We start from the raw sequence: 20,987 nt of genomic DNA on the forward strand, positions 1-20,987 counted from the left end.
GGATGGTTAACAGAATGGGGCGCGCAAGCGCCAGCCAACGCATCAATATTGGCTAACCTCTTGTTCTGACAAGTCGGTCTGTCTCCCCTTTACCACATCCCGCCGAAAGGATTGATTAACCAAACACATTTCTTGACCGTCGCCAGCGTTAACAATACCTTAAACGCAAAATTTATCGCTAAAATTTCTGCAAATCGAATTCAACAGAATTTATGGTCTGGCGGAGCTAAACATTATGAACTCTCAATTTCGGGTTGCTCAGGCTACCGGCACCGGGAATTCCAACAGTTCGGCTCCTCCGCGAATTTTTACATTGACGAAGCCGCTCACCGATCAAGCGGTTACTGTCAATCTGGGATACGACCAGAAGGTCAAGGTTGATTTCTCCGGGATCGCCAAAGAGAAAATCACGCTCGTCCACATCGGCGAAAAGCTCATCATTCTGTTCGACAACAACTCGACCGTAACGGTCGAGCCGTTCTTCGATTCCCGACACGACGCGCTGCAGAATCTCACGATTGAAACAACGCCCGGTCGCGAGGTCTCGGTCAGCGATTTTGTAAGCCTGTTCCCGATCACCACGGATTCGTCGGTATTGCCCGCAGCCGACAACGGCGGCGCCTCAAATGCGAACGCCCAAGCGAGCGGTGCGCACTTCAGTGACGCGTTGGTCGACCCACTGCCGCCTGTGCCGACCAATCAGTTGGCTCCGCCGGAAGTGTTGCCCAACTTTGTCATCGAGTTACCGACAGGTATAATCCCGATCACGACGTTGACTGTAGCCAACGCAACGATCGTCAAGAGCTTCACCACGACGCCGACCGATCCGGCAGATGCAGGCCAGGCGGATCACGCCGGGCAGGTGATCGGCTACAAAGTGGTTGTGACCAACACCGGCAACGAGACGCTGACCGGCATGACGGTGACGGACTCGCAGGGCAACATCCTAACGGGCGGCTCGACGACGCTGGCGGTTGGCGCGAGCGAGACGCTGACCGGCACCCATATTGTGACGCAGGCCGAGATCGATGCCGGCAAGGCGATCGTCAACACGGCCACGCTGACCGATAGCCAGGGCGTCGCTGGCGCTTCGACGGTGACGACGCAAATCGATCAGATTCCAGGCGTGTCGATTGTCAAGAGCTTCACGACGGCGCCGACCGATCCAGCAGATGCGGGTCAGGCGGATCAGGCCGGGCAGTTGATCAACTACAGCGTGGTCGTCACCAACACCGGCAACGAGACGCTGACCGGCGTGACGGTGAGCGATCCGAATGATCCGAACCTGCAGGTCAGCCTGACGACGCTGGCGCCGGGCCAGAGCGAGACGCTGACCGGCAGCGTGGTCGCCACCCAGGCCGAGATCAATGCCGGCACGCCGATCGTCAACACGGCGACGGTGACCGACACCCAGGGCGTGACCTCGAGTTTCACGGTGTCGACGCCGGTCGAGGACCATGCGGCTGTGTCGCTGGTCAAGTCGTTCACGACGACGCCGAGCTTCCCCGGCAACACCGACCCTGCGAATACGGTCGATCAGGCCGGGCAGTTGATCAACTACAGCGTGGTTGTCACCAACACCGGCAACGAGACGCTGACCGGCGTGACGGTGAGCGATCCGAATGATCCGAACCTGCAGGTCAGCCTGACGACGCTGGCGCCGGGCCAGAGCGAGACGCTGACCGGCAGCGTGGTCGCCACCCAGGCCGAGATCAATGCCGGCACGCCGATCGTCAACACGGCGACGGTGACCGACACCCAGGGCGTGACCTCGAGTTTCACGGTGTCGACGCCGGTCGAGGACCATGCGGCTGTGTCGCTGGTCAAGTCGTTCACGACGACGCCGAGCTTCCCCGGCAACACCGACCCTGCGAATACGGTCGATCAGGCCGGGCAGTTGATCAACTACAGCGTGGTCGTCACCAACACCGGCAACGAGACGCTGACCGGCGTGACGGTGAGCGATCCGAACGATCCGAACCTGCAGGTCAGCCTGACGACGCTGGCGCCGGGCCAGAGCGAGACGCTGACCGGCAGCGTGGTCGCCACCCAGGCCGAGATCAATGCCGGCACGCCGATCGTCAACACGGCGACGGTGACCGACACCCAGGGCGTGACCTCGAGTTTCACGGTGTCGACGCCGGTCGAGGACCATGCGGCTGTGTCGCTGGTCAAGTCGTTCACGACGACGCCGAGCTTCCCCGGCAACACCGACCCTGCGAATACGGTCGATCAGGCCGGGCAGTTGATCAACTACAGCGTGGTCGTCACCAACACCGGCAACGAGACGCTGACCGGCGTGACGGTGAGCGATCCGAACGATCCGAACCTGCAGGTCAGCCTGACGACGCTGGCGCCGGGCCAGAGCGAGACGCTGACCGGCAGCGTGGTCGCCACCCAGGCCGAGATCAATGCCGACACGCCGATCGTCAACACGGCGACGGTGACCGACACCCAGGGCGTGACCTCGAGTTTCACGGTGTCGACGCCGGTCGAGGACCATGCGGCTGTGTCGCTGGTCAAGTCGTTCACGACGACGCCGAGCTTCCCCGGCAACACCGACCCTGCGAATACGGTCGATCAGGCCGGGCAGTTGATCAACTACAGCGTGGTCGTCACCAACACCGGCAACGAGACGCTGACCGGCGTGACGGTGAGCGATCCGAATGATCCGAACCTGCAGGTCAGCCTGACGACGCTGGCGCCGGGCCAGAGCGAGACGCTGACCGGCAGCGTGGTCGCCACCCAGGCCGAGATCAATGCCGGCACGCCGATCGTCAACACGGCGACGGTGACCGACACCCAGGGCGTGACCTCGAGTTTCACGGTGTCGACGCCGGTCGAGGACCATGCGGCTGTGTCGCTGGTCAAGTCGTTCACGACGACGCCGAGCTTCCCCGGCAACACCGACCCTGCGAATACGGTCGATCAGGCCGGGCAGTTGATCAACTACAGCGTGGTTGTCACCAACACCGGCAACGAGACGCTGACCGGCGTGACGGTGAGCGATCCGAATGATCCGAACCTGCAGGTCAGCCTGACGACGCTGGCGCCGGGCCAGAGCGAGACGCTGACCGGCAGCGTGGTCGCCACCCAGGCCGAGATCAATGCCGGCACGCCGATCGTCAACACGGCGACGGTGACCGACACCCAGGGCGTGACCTCGAGTTTCACGGTGTCGACGCCGGTCGAGGACCATGCGGCTGTGTCGCTGGTCAAGTCGTTCACGACGACGCCGAGCTTCCCCGGCAACACCGACCCTGCGAATACGGTCGATCAGGCCGGGCAGTTGATCAACTACAGCGTGGTCGTCACCAACACCGGCAACGAGACGCTGACCGGCGTGACGGTGAGCGATCCGAACGATCCGAACCTGCAGGTCAGCCTGACGACGCTGGCGCCGGGCCAGAGCGAGACGCTGACCGGCAGCGTGGTCGCCACCCAGGCCGAGATCAATGCCGACACGCCGATCGTCAACACGGCGACGGTGACCGACACCCAGGGCGTGACCTCGAGTTTCACGGTGTCGACGCCGGTCGAGGACCATGCGGCTGTGTCGCTGGTCAAGTCGTTCACGACGACGCCGAGCTTCCCCGGCAACACCGACCCTGCGAATACGGTCGATCAGGCCGGGCAGTTGATCAACTACAGCGTGGTCGTCACCAACACCGGCAACGAGACGCTGACCGGCGTGACGGTGAGCGATCCGAATGATCCGAACCTGCAGGTCAGCCTGACGACGCTGGCGCCGGGCCAGAGCGAGACGCTGACCGGCAGCGTGGTCGCCACCCAGGCCGAGATCAATGCCGGCACGCCGATCGTCAACACGGCGACGGTGACCGACACCCAGGGCGTGACCTCGAGTTTCACGGTGTCGACGCCGGTCGAGGACCATGCGGCTGTGTCGCTGGTCAAGTCGTTCACGACGACGCCGAGCTTCCCCGGCAACACCGACCCTGCGAATACGGTCGATCAGGCCGGGCAGTTGATCAACTACAGCGTGGTCGTCACCAACACCGGCAACGAGACGCTGACCGGCGTGACGGTGAGCGATCCGAACGATCCGAACCTGCAGGTCAGCCTGACGACGCTGGCGCCGGGCCAGAGCGAGACGCTGACCGGCAGCGTGGTCGCCACCCAGGCCGAGATCAATGCCGGCACGCCGATCGTCAACACGGCGACGGTGACCGACACCCAGGGCGTGACCTCGAGTTTCACGGTGTCGACGCCGGTCGAGGACCATGCGGCTGTGTCGCTGGTCAAGTCGTTCACGACGACGCCGAGCTTCCCCGGCAACACCGACCCTGCGAATACGGTCGATCAGGCCGGGCAGTTGATCAACTACAGCGTGGTCGTCACCAACACCGGCAACGAGACGCTGACCGGCGTGACGGTGAGCGATCCGAACGATCCGAACCTGCAGGTCAGCCTGACGACGCTGGCGCCGGGCCAGAGCGAGACGCTGACCGGCAGCGTGGTCGCCACCCAGGCCGAGATCAATGCCGACACGCCGATCGTCAACACGGCGACGGTGACCGACACCCAGGGCGTGACCTCGAGTTTCACGGTGTCGACGCCGGTCGAGGACCATGCGGCTGTGTCGCTGGTCAAGTCGTTCACGACGACGCCGAGCTTCCCCGGCAACACCGACCCTGCGAATACGGTCGATCAGGCCGGGCAGTTGATCAACTACAGCGTGGTCGTCACCAACACCGGCAACGAGACGCTGACCGGCGTGACGGTGAGCGATCCGAATGATCCGAACCTGCAGGTCAGCCTGACGACGCTGGCGCCGGGCCAGAGCGAGACGCTGACCGGCAGCGTGGTCGCCACCCAGGCCGAGATCAATGCCGGCACGCCGATCGTCAACACGGCGACGGTGACCGACACCCAGGGCGTGACCTCGAGTTTCACGGTGTCGACGCCGGTCGAGGACCATGCGGCTGTGTCGCTGGTCAAGTCGTTCACGACGACGCCGAGCTTCCCCGGCAACACCGACCCTGCGAATACGGTCGATCAGGCCGGGCAGTTGATCAACTACAGCGTGGTCGTCACCAACACCGGCAACGAGACGCTGACCGGCGTGACGGTGAGCGATCCGAACGATCCGAACCTGCAGGTCAGCCTGACGACGCTGGCGCCGGGCCAGAGCGAGACGCTGACCGGCAGCGTGGTCGCCACCCAGGCCGAGATCAATGCCGGCACGCCGATCGTCAACACGGCGACGGTGACCGACACCCAGGGCGTGACCTCGAGTTTCACGGTGTCGACGCCGGTCGAGGACCATGCGGCTGTGTCGCTGGTCAAGTCGTTCACGACGACGCCGAGCTTCCCCGGCAACACCGACCCTGCGAATACGGTCGATCAGGCCGGGCAGTTGATCAACTACAGCGTGGTCGTCACCAACACCGGCAACGAGACGCTGACCGGCGTGACGGTGAGCGATCCGAATGATCCGAACCTGCAGGTCAGCCTGACGACGCTGGCGCCGGGCCAGAGCGAGACGCTGACCGGCAGCGTGGTCGCCACCCAGGCCGAGATCAATGCCGGCACGCCGATCGTCAACACGGCGACGGTGACCGACACCCAGGGCGTGACCTCGAGTTTCACGGTGTCGACGCCGGTCGAGGACCATGCGGCTGTGTCGCTGGTCAAGTCGTTCACGACGACGCCGAGCTTCCCCGGCAACACCGACCCTGCGAATACGGTCGATCAGGCCGGGCAGTTGATCAACTACAGCGTGGTTGTCACCAACACCGGCAACGAGACGCTGACCGGTGTGACGGTGAGCGATCCGAATGATCCGAACCTGCAGGTCAGCCTGACGACGCTGGCGCCGGGCCAGAGCGAGACGCTGACCGGCAGCGTGGTCGCCACCCAGGCCGAGATCAATGCCGGCACGCCGATCGTCAACACGGCGACGGTGACCGACACCCAGGGCGTGACCTCGAGTTTCACGGTGTCGACGCCGGTCGAGGACCATGCGGCTGTGTCGCTGGTCAAGTCGTTCACGACGACGCCGAGCTTCCCCGGCAACACCGACCCTGCGAATACGGTCGATCAGGCCGGGCAGTTGATCAACTACAGCGTGGTCGTCACCAACACCGGCAACGAGACGCTGACCGGCGTGACGGTGAGCGATCCGAACGATCCGAACCTGCAGGTCAGCCTGACGACGCTGGCGCCGGGCCAGAGCGAGACGCTGACCGGCAGCGTGGTCGCCACCCAGGCCGAGATCAATGCCGACACGCCGATCGTCAACACGGCGACGGTGACCGACACCCAGGGCGTGACCTCGAGTTTCACGGTGTCGACGCCGGTCGAGGACCATGCGGCTGTGTCGCTGGTCAAGTCGTTCACGACGACGCCGAGCTTCCCCGGCAACACCGACCCTGCGAATACGGTCGATCAGGCCGGGCAGTTGATCAACTACAGCGTGGTCGTCACCAACACCGGCAACGAGACGCTGACCGGCGTGACGGTGAGCGATCCGAATGATCCGAACCTGCAGGTCAGCCTGACGACGCTGGCGCCGGGCCAGAGCGAGACGCTGACCGGCAGCGTGGTCGCCACCCAGGCCGAGATCAATGCCGGCACGCCGATCGTCAACACGGCGACGGTGACCGACACCCAGGGCGTGACCTCGAGTTTCACGGTGTCGACGCCGGTCGAGGACCATGCGGCTGTGTCGCTGGTCAAGTCGTTCACGACGACGCCGAGCTTCCCCGGCAACACCGACCCTGCGAATACGGTCGATCAGGCCGGGCAGTTGATCAACTACAGCGTGGTCGTCACCAACACCGGCAACGAGACGCTGACCGGCGTGACGGTGAGCGATCCGAACGATCCGAACCTGCAGGTCAGCCTGACGACGCTGGCGCCGGGCCAGAGCGAGACGCTGACCGGCAGCGTGGTCGCCACCCAGGCCGAGATCAATGCCGGCACGCCGATCGTCAACACGGCGACGGTGACCGACACCCAGGGCGTGACCTCGAGTTTCACGGTGTCGACGCCGGTCGAGGACCATGCGGCTGTGTCGCTGGTCAAGTCGTTCACGACGACGCCGAGCTTCCCCGGCAACACCGACCCTGCGAATACGGTCGATCAGGCCGGGCAGTTGATCAACTACAGCGTGGTCGTCACCAACACCGGCAACGAGACGCTGACCGGCGTGACGGTGAGCGATCCGAACGATCCGAACCTGCAGGTCAGCCTGACGACGCTGGCGCCGGGCCAGAGCGAGACGCTGACCGGCAGCGTGGTCGCCACCCAGGCCGAGATCAATGCCGACACGCCGATCGTCAACACGGCGACGGTGACCGACACCCAGGGCGTGACCTCGAGTTTCACGGTGTCGACGCCGGTCGAGGACCATGCGGCTGTGTCGCTGGTCAAGTCGTTCACGACGACGCCGAGCTTCCCCGGCAACACCGACCCTGCGAATACGGTCGATCAGGCCGGGCAGTTGATCAACTACAGCGTGGTCGTCACCAACACCGGCAACGAGACGCTGACCGGCGTGACGGTGAGCGATCCGAATGATCCGAACCTGCAGGTCAGCCTGACGACGCTGGCGCCGGGCCAGAGCGAGACGCTGACCGGCAGCGTGGTCGCCACCCAGGCCGAGATCAATGCCGGCACGCCGATCGTCAACACGGCGACGGTGACCGACACCCAGGGCGTGACCTCGAGTTTCACGGTGTCGACGCCGGTCGAGCAGCACGCGCCGACCGAGAGCGGCGCCGTAGCGTTGACGGTGTACGAAGCGGCGCTGTCCACGGTCCCAAAACCCAACGACATCGAGGCGGCAATCACAACAGGCACCACCCCGCTGGCAACGACGGAGACGGCACAGAGCGGTGTTGGGAACCTGCTCACGTTCACGGCGGGGACGGACAACATCACGGGAATTGTGTTCGGCACGGTTAGCGGGATCGTGGTGAATGGCTCGACACTGCCGAGCGCGGACTTCTTCTGGGATGTCAATGGTTCGGGTCAATTGGAGGGGCATATTGGCTCGCTGACTGGTCCACTTGGCATCATCCTGGCGATCTCCGGGACCACGACGGCGGCTGCCTACGGCGGCACGGCCACACCGACGATTACCGCAACCTTGACGGATGCATTCCCGATGCCGACGGGGCCAGCGGGGACGGTGTCAATCTCGGTGACGGGCATCCAGGTGATTGCGGAGACTGACGGGATTCATGACACGTCGAACCCGGGGGCAGTATCAGTCACCATCGTGGATGACACCCCGTCGATCGGCGCCATCCAAAATGTCGTCATGCCGAACGTCATCAATACGGATGCCCACGGTACCTGGCAGCCGAACTTCGATGCGGACGGACCGAATTTGACTAACGCAATCGGGATCGCAATGGGAACAGCTCCCGCGGGCGAAACCTTCACGGTGACCGACACCCACACGACAGTTGGTGGTCACGAGATCTTCCAAGTCGCGGTCACTGGCCCGGCGAACTACACGTTCTATGAGTACACGACTTACACGGCTTCGACCCAGACAGGGGAGATGCTGGCCTTCACTGACTCGACTGCTTCTGCAAATCCGTTCTTCACGCTATCGATGAACGCAAATGGAACTTATGTTTTCGATCTGGAAAACAATTCGTTTCTGAGTACTCAGACGTTTAGCGTCTCGGGAGCCACCCCGAATGGCAATGGCGAGTTCGTCGAAGTTAATCCTGCCGGTACCGGCGCCTATGGCAGCGGGGCCATCCCCGCTCCAAGCGCTGCATTTCCGTTGATTATCGATGGTTTCACCACAACGGACACAAATCCGGCAGACCACAGGGTTTTCAAAGACACGAACGGATTCGGTGTCGATCAGAGCAATTTGCAGGTGGATAGCACTCTTTCGTTCAATTTCCTGTCGCAGCAAAGCGATGTTTCGATGGTTGCTGGAAAGGCAACCGTCACTGAGACGGCGACGGTGACGCTCTTCGATAACCTCGGTCATCAGCTGGCTGCGGAAACGATAAATCTGACGCCCAACGCCGCCCACCAGATCACGATCAACGTCGATGCAGCGGACTGGGTCGGAACAGGAGCAAACGCGTTCCAGAATTTCTATACGGTGGATATCGAGAACACCGGAACGTCCAAGTTCAATCCACTATCGTTGACCTACAACGAGACGACCGTGATCTCCGGTACCACGCTGACCTTCGCTCCAACCATCACTGACGGTGATGGCGACACGGCCACCGGCGGCAATCTTTCTGTTGCATTGACAGCCGCAAACGGCGGTGGCGGCTACACGTTGACTGGCACCGGCGGCGACGTTTTCGTTGCCAGCGCCCATGCGGATACGTTTACCGGTACGGGGACCGGTAACACCGTTGATTATTCCAACGCGCCGTCCGCGGTGACGATCAATCTGGGGACCGACACGGTGAGTGGCGGCGGTGTTTGGAGCGTGGGCGACACGCTCAGCGACATCCAAAATGCTGTCGGCTCGAATGCTGGTGGCAATTCTTTGACTGGTTTGGCCGCCGGCGGCAGCCTGCTGATTGGCGAAGGCTCGGGTAACATCCTTACCGGTCAGGGGAGTGGCAATATCCTCGTTGGCGGCACTGGCAGCGACACTCTGAATGGCTCACTAGGTGGCCATGATATCTTTGCGTTGCAGGGTACCGGCGGCAGTCTCAACGACACCATCAACAATTTCTCGTCTACGGATGAAATTGTGGTGGACGTGGGTAGCCAAAGTATCAACTTCGGTAATGCACAGACCATCAGCACAGCGGGTGCCATTTCCGCATCGCAATTGTTTAATGGAGCACCCAGCAACACTGGCGTGAACAACAGCTTCTTCATTCAAACAATTGACGCCAGCCATCACGATCTTTGGTATTCACCGGACGGTACTGCCGCGCATGCCGTGGATCTTGCGCACCTTGGCACTGGCGTGCCAACGGCGGCGCAAATTCATGTTCATTGATGGCAAAGCGGGTCTCAAGCTGAGTGCTTCGGTGGGACTTCTGGCATTGCCGTCACAGGAGCAAAGGCAGCGTGTCTACCGCCGCGCCGTTGCTCTTGTTCGACACAGCTAGTCCATAGTTCGTCCCAGAGCGTCGGCAGCGGTCGTCGATGTAGCTTGGCTTCGCTCGTGACCGGCCGCCCCTAGAGTTAGTCCGCGGCGTGCGGAGAGGGCGCGTCGAAGTTCTCAACGATCAAAAACAGATCGCTGCAGGTCCAGAGGACTATTCATCGCCGGGACCTCACAACCTCACATCCACAACGGTAGCGAGTTCAGCTCGGGGATGTCGCGGTTCGGCTCATTCAAGCCATTCCATTCCCCAACATTGTTGGTGTCCGCGGCAGCGGGCGCTGCGTCGGTTTCGCCGGCGAGTAGCGGGCGCGCAGCATAGGGGGCTGCAAGGAGTTTGACGCCGCGATGGTCGATCGTGAACAGAGGCGTAATGCTTGAAGCCTCGGAGTCCTCGCTCAATTCCGAGTGCCTGTTATCCAGGATCAGCCAGCGGCCATCGAGGCGAGCGGCCAGGACGGCATGATCCTGCCGAACGGCACGATCGCGGCCCAGCACCAATCGCAATTCATCGCGCGGGAAGCCGGCCTCCTGCAGAGCCACATATTTGGCGATTGCATAATCTTCACAGTCGCCTTTTGCAGTTGCAAATGATGCCAGCGGTGCGCTCCATCGGTCAACTTCACCGAATTGAGCATAGTCGCTGACGTAGCGGATGACCGCGTTGACTCCGCGATTGACCTCGTCGAGCTGGGCCCGGCCGGACTTCGACTTGACGGCAGCGACCAGGCGCAGAAATTGCGCGGCGTTGGGCGGGCAGCTCTTGGCGTCTTCGCGGCAACGATCCAGGACAGTTTGCTCCTTGGCCATGTCAGCTTCGAGGCCACGCCATTTTCGCCAAAGCATCCCGTCAGGGGCGCGGAACGTGAACAGGCCAAACGGCTCGGTCCCTACCGGCGGCGCGTCCTTGGTCGCGGGCAGGGCGTCGGTTTCGACGTTTGAAGGAGTAAGCGATGCAAGGCGCGTCGCGCCCGGACCGCGGCCGTTTTGACGGTCAATCTTTGCAAGAACTGCGTCGATGCTGAAGAACGTCGCCGGCGGCCGCGCCGGTCCGGCGTCGGAGATGGGCATATGCTCTCTCGAGTGAGCCGCGATCGCGTCGGCCGCTCGCGCCGCCGGTGAAACCGAACATGCACCGAACGAAAGAATGAGCGTAGCAACAAGTGCAGGTGAACCCGGCTTACGCAATTTCAAGCGCGGTGTCATGGATGACCTCCCCCGTGTCAGGAACGCCGTCGACGTCTATGCGTCGATCTGCCGTCCCCATCTGTTATCGGGATGGAGAGTGCAGCCGCGGCCGCTTATGCGGCGTTAAAGCGCGCGGGAGGCGAGGGGAATGTCCGAAAAGTCGGTCAACGGCAGGTTTGCGGGATCATTCGAAATCGAGGGCCGAAAGAGACGATCCATTAAGCAAATCGGGCCGTCCTTAATGCTCGCGTAGGGCGTCGCTGCGCAAGGTGCGTGCCGGCTTGAGAAGATAATCGAGAACCGATTTCTGGCCGGTCAGGACCTCCACGGTCGCAACCATTCCGGGGATGATAGGCAACGGCTTTTCGTCTGTGCCGAGGTGGTTCTTCTCAGTCCGCACCATGACCCGATAGAACGTTTCCGGGCGCTCCGTTTTTTCCTTGTCGTCGATAATGGTATCGGCGCTGATGCGCTCGACCTTGCCCTTCAGCGAGCCATAGACCGAGGAATCATACGCGGAGATCTTCACGACGGCATCCTGGTCGGGACGAATAAAGGCAATATCCTGAGGCCGAATACGGCTCTCGACCAACAATGAATCGTCGAGCGGAATGATATCCATCAAATTGGCGCCGGGTTGCACCACCGCGCCGATCGTGGTCACGTTCAATTTGTTAACGATACCGTGCACCGGAGCTCTCAGATCTGTCCGTCGGACGCGATCTTGCGCAGACTTGATATTCTCGTCGAGGACCGCGAGGTCTGCTTTTGATTTGGCCAAATCCTCATCGGCTTGGGATCGAAAAGAGGCGGTTATGTTGGCGATCTTCGATTGCGACTCGGCGAGTTGGCCTCTCATTTCGGTGGCTTGCCGGTCCAGCCGCAACATTTCGATCTCGGGTACAATCTTCTGCTCGTAAAGCCTGTGGGTGAGGGCGAGTTCACGGTCCAGCAGCTTGAGCGTTCCGGTGAGCCGGGTAACCTGCTGGTTCAGCACGTCGATATCCTGAGCCACCTTTTGTGCCCGCATCTTGAACACGCTGGTTTCGGTGGCGACCGCCGCCGGCACCACCTGATCCAGTTGATCCGGAAATACGACCTCGCTGCGTCCCCTCGCTTCGGCTTCAAGCCGCGCAACACGCGCAGCCATCGCCGCGCGGCGCTCCCTGATTTCACCGAATTCGGATGCAAACTTGGTGTCGTCGATCCGCATCAGCGACTGCCCCTGCTCAACGATGGCCCCTTCCTGCACCAGAATATCGCCGACGATGCCGCCCTCGAGGCTTTGGACCACTTGGGTCTGTCGCGACGGCACGACCTTGCCGTTGCCGCGCTTGACCTCGTCCAGGATCGCAAAATGTGCCCAGACGAGAAATGCGACAAGAAGAGCAAGGGAGGCCAGCAGCAACATGCGCGAGGTGCGCGGCGTACGCAGACTTGCTGCCGCCCGGATATCATTGGCGAAGGCAAAATCAGACTGCGGCATTGGGCTTCTGCACCACGGTTGGCGACGCGTTAAAACCCGCAGGTCCCTGGTTCACCGTAGGGCCCGCGGCGGGTTTACCCTGTAAGAGCGCCAGAACCTTGTCGCGCGGTCCATCGGCGACCAGGCGGCCCTGATCAAACAGCAGCAGCCGGTCCACCATGCTAAGCAGTGAAAGCCGGTGGGTGGAAATGATAATCGTCATCCGTTCGTTGCGGATCGCCTTGAGGCGTTCCAGAAACTCGCCTTCGCTGCGTACATCGAAGTGTGCCGTCGGCTCGTCCAGGAACAATACCTGGGGTTTTCTGATCAGCATGCGGGCAAGTCCGATGGCCTGTTTCTGGCCGCCGGACAGGCTGCGTCCGCCTTCGGAAATGGGCATATCGTATCCCAGCGGATGTCCGGCAATGAAGCTTTCCACCCCTGACAGACGCGCCGCGGCGATAACTTCCTCGTCAGTTGCCTCCGGCTTGCCCAGCGCAATGTTGTCGCGCAGCTTCCCAAAGAACAGGTCGGTATCCTGCATCGAGAATCCGATGCCCGTACGGAGATCCGACGGATCATATTGCCGCGAGTCGATGCCATCGATCAGGATGCGGCCTTCCTTGGCTTCGTAGAACCCGAGCAGAAGACGCCCAACGGTCGTCTTTCCCGACCCAACGCGTCCAATGATGCCGATCCGCTCGCCGCCCTCGATCTTGAACGAGACCTTGCTGAGCGCCTCGTCAGGGGCATTGGGATAGGCAAAGCTGACGTTCTCGAAAGCGATCCTGCCGTCCTGGATCTTTCGTGAAACGTAGGTCCGCTGAGGCGATCGTTCACGTTCCAGGGACATGATTCGATCGATCGATTTGAGCGCAGTGAAAGTCTGCGTGCCTCGGGTGATCACGGATGTGATCCCCGCGATCGGCGCAAGGATGCGGCCGGCCAGCATATTCGCCGCGACCAGCGCGCCGACCGTGAGGTGGCCGTCGAGAATGAGAAAGACGCCGATGACGATCAACAGGAGACTGGTAATTTGCTGGGCGGCGGTGGAAGCCGACAAGGCGAGCGATGCCCAGAAATGCACGTCTTCTCCGGATCGTGCAGTAGCCGCGACCGATCGTTCCCAGATCGTCTGCATCCGCCCTTCGGCGCCGACCGCCCGAACGGTCTCGAGCCCGGCGAGAGATTCCACGAGCACGCCGTGGCGCGCCGAAGATTCTGCCTGCAGCCGCTTCATGGCCCGGTCGAGCGGGCGCTGCATCGCCAGGCCGACGATCACCATGACAGGCAACATGAGCAGCGGGATGAACGCCAGCGGCCCGGCAATGATGTACAGGACCCCCACGAACAGAACGGCGAAGATCAAGTCGGTCGCGGATACGACGCCGCCCGACGTGAAAAACTCCCGCACCGAATCGAAATCGCGAATCTGATTGGCGACGATGCCGACTGACGTCGGCCGCTGCGCCATTTTCACCGACATCACATGCTCGAAAATATTGGCGGCAAGGACGACGTCGGCGGTTTTTCCGGTCACATCGATCATGCGACTTCGGACCATGCGGAACAGGAAATCGAAGGCGATCGCCAGTCCCATCCCGATCGAGAGCGCGATCAGCGAGGGAATCGCGCCGTTCGGGACGACACGGTCGTAGACGCTCATGATGAACAGGGGCGTCGACAGCGCGATCATGTTGATCAGGAAAGCGGAGATGGCGATGTGCCCGTAACTGCGCCAGTGGCTCTTGACCACAGACCAGAACCAATGATTCCGCGGCAGCTCGCCGGCCGCGACGGTTCGCGCATCGGCTTCGATCGCGGCCCTGACCAGGAATGTGTAGCCGGTATGATCGGCGGTTAGAGCTCTCAGCTCGCGGATCTCGGGAGTGTTTGGACTCCGCTGCGCATCGACTATCTTGGCACTTTTGTGCTGCTCGTCGAATCCGAGAAGGATCAGCGCGGTGCCATCCTTCATGATCAAGACGGCTGGAAGCACCAGCGCTGGAATATCGGAAATTTCTCGTTTGATGGCCTCGGTCTCAAGGCCTGCACGCCTGGCTGCGCGGTCATAGAGCGCCACCGACAGCCGCCCATCGAGGATGGGGAGCCCTCCCAGCAACGCCTCGCGACTGACCGCGCGGCCATGATAGGCGGCTAGATAGACCAGGGAGGCGCTGAGGGGATCGTCCCCCAGAACGCTTACCCGATTTGGTGTTGCTGCCTTCGTATCCGACTTGTCCGGCGCGGGTCGGTTGGATTCGAGGGCCTGTTTAGGCGTTCGAAATAACAATTTGGAAGTCCTTGATCGCAAAAGAGAAGCTGAAAATTTAATGAGACTAGCCACTTCAGGATACAATAAAAGGCAAACAAGATCATGCGCCTAATCGAACGCGTTCATTTGACAGTTAATTTAATAATGGAAAGGGCCCCTGTTTCGAGGCCCTTTTGTCAAAAATGCTACGAAAGTCGATTATTGCTTCTGGGGCACCGGGAAGGCTGAAAGCAGCCAATTCGGCTTTTGCGTTGCAGCGTAAGAATTCGCGCTCGCGTCAGCCGTATCTCCATATATCACCGTTGGCGTGTCAGCATTGCTACCCTTTTGCTGTGCTATCCACCCCGCGGCGCCAGGTACGTTCGAGGCTTGCGATGGCTGGGGCCAGCGGTTTGCAAAGGCCTCGCCTCCACCCTGGGCCACCTGGGGATCAGCCACCTTGGGATTGGCCGATGCATACGCAGCCGCCGGGCGGGCGGACCCACCGGTGACGGCGTCCGTACGGAGCGGCTCAGAACCCGTTTGCGGCAGATTCACCCGAAGGGTGGGAAGCTTGTAGGCCGGAAGACCGAACGAAAGGACATCAACCGGCGCGGCGTCAACCGCCGGGGGAGCCTTCAGATATTCCATCAGGGTCCCCATTGCCGCCAGCAATTGATAGTCGGCGAAAACGATCACGCCGCGAGCGGACGTCAGCGACACGGCTGCATTGAAATACTGATTCTGAGCGTTCAACAAATCTATCAGGGAGCGCTGGCCCAGCTCATACTCTTTCTGGAAAGCCGCAATGGTCTTCCTGTCTGCGTCCAGCTGACGCGTTAGCGCTGCAATGCGTGTCGCTGTAATTGTACGTCCGTTCCATGCCTTGTCGATTGATTCATAGGCATCGCGTTGCAGTCCCGCGTGGCGCGCCGTCGCCTCAGTAAAGCGCTCCGCCTTTTCCGACCTGTTCCAGACATCCTGACCGCCCCGGAAGATGTCCCAAGACATGACCACCTTGCCGCTATAGTCCTCGTGGGTGACGCTGGGGAGACCGGAGACCGCAACATATGGGAACGAGTTATCATAGTGCGTTGCTCGTCCCTCAAGGTAGAACTTGGGAACGAATGCGCCATCGGTAACCCGGAACGCATGTTTGGCTGCGTCGACGTCATGTTGAGCCGCCGCAATTGTAGAATTGAATCGCAAGGTAATCGCCAGGGCTTCGTCGCGGCTGCCCGGCATTCCTGCGAGCGGACCCGGGAAACGGAGATTGATCGGCTCCAGGCCAACCACCTTCCGGTACTTCGCCCTGGCGTCTTCGAGGCTTCGCTGGAACTCCGCAAGTGCTGCGCGAGCGTTTTCAACGCGCTCTCTCGACTGTTCCAAATCGCCTTCGCCGGCGCGGCCACCCGAGAAGCGGGAATTCACATTCGCGAAGATCTTATCGTGGTTGGCGACGTTCTGCTGAGCGAGGCTGACCAGCCGCATATAACGAGTAACGTCGACGTAGGCTTCGGCGGCGTCCAGGGCCAGTAACTCGGTTCTTTCCTTGACGCGGGCAGCGGCAGCGTCGACCCGTGCCGTTTGACGCCAAACATCGTGGATCGAAGCGAAGCCGTCAAAAAGCAGTTGTCGCACGACAACCGATTCCTGGCTGCCATTCCGCCACGGCCCCGTTCCCGCCACGGGTGCCGTCAATCCAGGTATCGGCGCGGTGCCCGCATAATTTTGATCGAATTTTTCTGGCCCGTAGCTGGCATCAATACGCACCTGGGGTAGCAGCGTGCTCTGAGTCTGCCGCATCTCGCTTTCCGTCGCCCGCCGGTTAGCCGAGGCTTCGCCGACGCCCGGATTGGTTTTGGCGGTCTGCCGCAAGGCATCATTAATTGAGAAAGTCTCGGCCGCGGCCGGGTTCACCAGCAAGAGCAGGCCTGCCGTTGCTATGTAAGCGCCCCTCATTATGCCCCCAAACCGTGGAGTAGAATTAAATTAGTCCCCATCGATTGGTGGAAACCTAACAAAGGGCAGGAGATTCACCTATGACATTTCGGCCACACGCAGACACAAGCTGCCTGTGGAGAGGTAATATAGCACCGTAACTCTATTTAAGTTAAATTAGTGTATATTAGTTGACGTCGAGGTGCTGACCATCAAAGCGCAAAAACAACGCGGCGCGTATCCTCTACGAAGAGGCTTGGCGGCCGGTGTCTCGACAGATCTAGTCCGGAGATTGCCGTATGGAGCGTTTTGCCATGAAAGCCATAGAACAGATCATAGCAGGCTACGTTTTTCTAAAAGACCGCCAATCGCTTGAAGATATCCGGGATCATCGCCAGCGGCTGCTGAGTGAAATTCGCCTGCACAGCTTTTCCGGCTTTAATCCGGCGGCCGTCAACGAAACGCTGCAGGAAGAGTTGGACCTCGTCGAAGCGGCATTGGTCGATCTTGAGAGCGCTCAATTGCCAAGATCGTTCGGCTCGACGAACTTGAAACCTTGAGATTGATCAGAGCTTTCGCGAAAATCGAGGACCCCGACAAGCGGAAGTTGGTCCTGGAGTTTACCGAGGCCGCAGCCTGTGCTCGCCGGTCCGAAGATGGAAGCGACCGGACGGCCGCGCAGGCTGGCCCTCAACCCGAGGACTGAAGCGTCTGCACGACGCCACAGACCGCAACGGGAGGGCGTCTCGGCCTTGAGGAGGCACTGGGTAGTCGAGACTGGGCCTGCCTCGCGCGGGTACTGTCCGAATTTTGGAATTGCCGGGTGCCCGATCTGAAGCCTGGGCGACAGTTTCGCTCTACGAACTCCTTCTTATCCAGCGCACGATTGAACCCCGTCATTCTCGGGCCGTGAGCGGAATTCCGCGGTGGCAGCACCCCAATTTTAAATTAGCTCACACAACGATCAACTCTCGTAAGCTCCCACAGCCGTCGATCAGTCCTTTTGGAGAATATTGTTCTCGCACCGCGAACCCGAGGCGCACACCCACTAATCAGAGTGAGGGGGAGCGCACGAACGACATGGGGGCCCCAAAGCGAAGGCGGGAGGGTCACCTGCGCGGCATCTGCGCCGGCTCTCCTTTCGCGCTGCGCGGATTGCGTTCGTAATTTCATCGCCGGTCATGGTCTTGCGCTTCAGCAGGGTCTCCGCCGTGACCGTTATGTCGTCCCAAAAATAGTTGATCATCTGATCTGCTTGCTCGCAGAGCGATTTCAGACGCTGGTCCCTTTGCGCGGTCGTACCCCCGCTCTTCGCGATGATCTGATCCACACTGGCGAAGTCGCTGGTGAGCCATTCCGACTCCGGCGCCAAGCGCCTCTGCGCAAGCGGGCCCGCGAGAGCGATCAGCATCGCCGAATCGTCGTCCGGTGGGGGCAAACCATGATGGGCAACCCGACCAAGGCTGTTTCCCATCGGCTCGATCGAGACATGCAGGCGCGTCACCGACAGCGCGAGCGCGACAACGGCGTGCCCCGCTTCATGGTGCGCTGCAATATAGCGCTGGCTCACTATCAAATACCCTCTCCCTAAGCAATAGCGCCAAGACTGGTGTCGAGTTCCTGGGATGTCAATTGCAGGGCAGCGGGCGGGGAGAGGCTGCGTTGGCGCGCGAGTGCGCTAGCTTGAGGGTTTTCGCGTTATCGTGGCAGCTCGCGGCCTGAGAAATTCTGAGGACCGGTACGGTTCTGCCATCGTTGCAACCGCTTACTGACCTGGCGTTGCATCACGGTGGATTGGTGGACTCCAATCCTTCTGCGACCGGGCGCGGCGCCAATCGCCGCTCACATCACCACTTCTATCGCCCCGACAAGCAAAATCGTCTCGGTGACCTGCCGGTCGTTTCCCACACCGAGCTCAGATCACTCTACCAACTCGAGTTTTCGCATTTCCTGCAGGCGGGCCAGGCAGCAGTCTCTCGATACAGTGCGTCGATGATTGCCCACATAACCAAATCCCCTGTCGTCCTAATAATAGCACGGTAAGCCGCGTTTGTTTCCGGCGTGCTTCGCGGTTCGGGAAAGTGGCTTCTTGAGCGGCCAGAATGAAGGAGCAGGGGCGGAGCACCGGTTACCGAGCTGTGAATTTGCACGACAGATCACAAGAAACCGACCGAGATTTTCCGGGGAGCCTTTGATATTTGTTCGGTGGGTCGAACCTTTTCCGTTGCCGATCGCCAGGCCCAGTTCAAAGCAGCTCCGCTGCACTCCTGATATCTGGAAAGAATCGCAGCCAATTGGCCCCGGGGGCCGCAAGTCTGGCTCATCCTGCGGACGATTGATCACGCCGCGGCTTCTCTCGGCATCAACAGAATCCTATCGTATGAGCTTAAACCAACTGAACCGAGGCGGTTTCGCTGCCAGTTTCAAGACCTTGAGGCCGGCGTCCTGCAGATCGATCAACGTTCGTCTGCCCGAGCGGGCGCACTGGACGAGTTCGTCGGCAATGCGCTTTCGTAGTTCATTACTGTCGCTGCTCGCCGGGATTTTCTTGCAGACGTGATCCAGGGCGGCCGTCATGTTGGCAATGGTATTTTGATCGAACTCGGTCAGCATGCTCTTGATACTGTCCTTGTTTCTTAAAGCGGAACTTCAGCACATTGATTGGAGTAGGGGGCGCAAAGTGTGCCGCCTGCAACGACGGATTAATGCGCATTAATATGACCGATTCTAGTTAAAATGCCAAAGTCGGAACCCGCGCCCGATCAGATCCCAATTCATCCGACGCATTAATTCCGTGGATATTTTAAGTATGGCGCAACTTGTGAGCGTTAAATTGGGGCTATGGACCACGCACCGGACGTTCAGCAGCGTACCCTTCTCGAGCTCCGAAAGAGCTATGGGCCGTTCGCGAAATGGGTTCTGCGTCTCGACGGCTTCCTGGAACCGAAACTGTCGGCAAATCCTGCCCGAACCGACGTTCCGTCGCAGCTGGTAGAGCCTGCGCCAAAAGCGGACTGAAGCCGAGCAGTCGTATCATCACATGAGAGAAGCTGCCGGGCGGTTCGACGACTTTCGCCTTGCGGTGGACCGCTCGCCCGCCCTAGGTTGTCGGTCTTGCTTCGAACGGGAGAGACGACGTGGCGACAGGTACTGTGAAGTGGTTCAATCCGGTCAAGGGGTTCGGATTTATCCAACCCGACAACGGCGGCAAGGATGTGTTTGTGCACATTTCGGCTGTCGAGCGAGCAGGCCTCAGCACTTTGAACGAGGGAGCCAAGGTGAGCTTCGAAGAGAAGGAAAACCGGGGCAAGACATCTGCGGAAAATCTGAGGGTTGGTTGACGAAGCGTCTGGTGCCCTCGCAATGCGACTGAAGTGCCATACCATGCCGTGCGGTCGATTGCACGGCATGCGCGTTGCTCGATAGCACCGTCAAAGTGGCGCTGCCCTGTCCAGGGCAGGGCGATAATTGGTCCAAGTGAGGCTGATATTGCTGGATTATCACGGCTGCCGTAGTCGATTGGCTTGATGCCTGCAGAAATGCGTTCGATTGCTTCGCTAACGATGCCAGCCTTGCGTGCGGATGCGACAATATCAGTGTCTTCGGCCGCTCGGAGCTTGCGGCTTATCGGCTCCCGCGGCTCACGCGGGTCTCGGCCTTCGGGCTCTAGGACATCAGGTTTCCGAAGGCGTAATGCTCGATGACCTCAATCATGAGGGTAAGCTCGTTGAGATCGTATTTGTGTTCAATGTGGTGCTGGAGTTGTTGCTTACGCGATGCACTGCGGGGCGGGTGGGCCAGCTGCGGCAATGTTCACTAGACGAGCGCGACGCTGCGGCAAGGCGGGCTAATGGCCCCCGGGGAACGACCGCGAGATGGTTATCGGCACCTCGTGGGAAGATCGATGTTCGACAAAGAGGTGCGCTGCCAGCAGCATGCCGATCGAAAACACTGCTGCGAGCGACGCACAAGTGATCCATTGCGCCCACCTTTTCCACATCCGCTCTTCTTCCATAACAACATCCGACCGCTTGACTAAGAGCCGGGACGGCAGGCTTGTTCCAATT

9 protein-coding genes are annotated in these 20,987 nt (G+C 60.7%); 3 read left to right on the forward strand and 6 right to left on the reverse strand.

Annotation, left to right across the window (positions count from 1 at the left end; translation table 11 throughout):
- Window positions 1-313: 313 nt before the first annotated feature.
- Window positions 314-9,964, forward strand: coding sequence for a DUF7507 domain-containing protein (locus ACP2YO_RS20895; RefSeq protein ID WP_426442486.1), 9,651 nt, complete (start codon window positions 314-316; stop codon window positions 9,962-9,964).
- A gap of 288 nt (window positions 9,965-10,252) precedes the next feature.
- Here ACP2YO_RS20895 and ACP2YO_RS20900 read toward each other — a convergent pair whose 3' ends face one another.
- From ACP2YO_RS20900 to ACP2YO_RS20915, 4 genes are all read right to left on the reverse strand, one after another.
- Complete coding sequence (locus ACP2YO_RS20900; RefSeq protein WP_426442487.1) at window positions 10,253-11,143, reverse strand: transglutaminase-like cysteine peptidase; 891 nt, start codon at window positions 11,141-11,143, stop codon at window positions 10,253-10,255.
- A 355-nt stretch (window positions 11,144-11,498) separates the two neighbouring features.
- Window positions 11,499-12,746: an HlyD family type I secretion periplasmic adaptor subunit gene (locus ACP2YO_RS20905; RefSeq protein ID WP_426442488.1), complete on the reverse strand. Its 1,248-nt coding sequence runs from the start codon at window positions 12,744-12,746 to the stop codon at window positions 11,499-11,501.
- On the reverse strand, window positions 12,733-14,922 hold the full coding sequence (locus ACP2YO_RS20910; RefSeq protein ID WP_426443269.1) for a type I secretion system permease/ATPase: 2,190 nt from the start codon (window positions 14,920-14,922) through the stop codon (window positions 12,733-12,735). Before ACP2YO_RS20910 ends, ACP2YO_RS20905 begins: the two co-directional genes overlap by 14 nt.
- A gap of 276 nt (window positions 14,923-15,198) precedes the next feature.
- On the reverse strand, window positions 15,199-16,941 hold the full coding sequence (locus tag ACP2YO_RS20915; RefSeq protein WP_426442489.1) for a TolC family outer membrane protein: 1,743 nt from the start codon (window positions 16,939-16,941) through the stop codon (window positions 15,199-15,201).
- A gap of 278 nt (window positions 16,942-17,219) precedes the next feature.
- On the opposite strand from ACP2YO_RS20915, the gene ACP2YO_RS20920 reads away from it, so the two are divergent.
- Window positions 17,220-17,480, forward strand: a complete 261-nt coding sequence (locus tag ACP2YO_RS20920) for a hypothetical protein (protein WP_426442490.1) — start codon at window positions 17,220-17,222, stop codon at window positions 17,478-17,480.
- Window positions 17,481-17,968: 488 nt separating this feature from the next.
- Here the strand turns inward: ACP2YO_RS20920 and ACP2YO_RS20925 are convergent, their stop codons facing one another.
- Together ACP2YO_RS20925 and ACP2YO_RS20930 are read right to left on the reverse strand one after the other, a co-directional pair.
- Complete coding sequence (locus ACP2YO_RS20925; RefSeq protein WP_426442491.1) at window positions 17,969-18,496, reverse strand: hypothetical protein; 528 nt, start codon at window positions 18,494-18,496, stop codon at window positions 17,969-17,971.
- A 797-nt stretch (window positions 18,497-19,293) separates the two neighbouring features.
- Window positions 19,294-19,533 (reverse strand): hypothetical protein, encoded by a 240-nt coding sequence (locus ACP2YO_RS20930; RefSeq protein ID WP_426442492.1) that lies wholly within the window; start codon window positions 19,531-19,533, stop codon window positions 19,294-19,296.
- Window positions 19,534-20,057: 524 nt separating this feature from the next.
- On the opposite strand from ACP2YO_RS20930, the gene ACP2YO_RS20935 reads away from it, so the two are divergent.
- A complete protein-coding gene (locus ACP2YO_RS20935; protein WP_426442493.1) occupies window positions 20,058-20,261 on the forward strand; it encodes a cold-shock protein in 204 nt (67 codons plus the stop codon).
- The last annotated feature ends 726 nt before the right edge of the window (window positions 20,262-20,987 follow it).

The sequence above is a fragment of the Bradyrhizobium genosp. P genome, from assembly GCF_049949265.1.
In the GTDB taxonomy this organism is placed as follows: Bacteria; Pseudomonadota; Alphaproteobacteria; order Rhizobiales; family Xanthobacteraceae; genus Bradyrhizobium.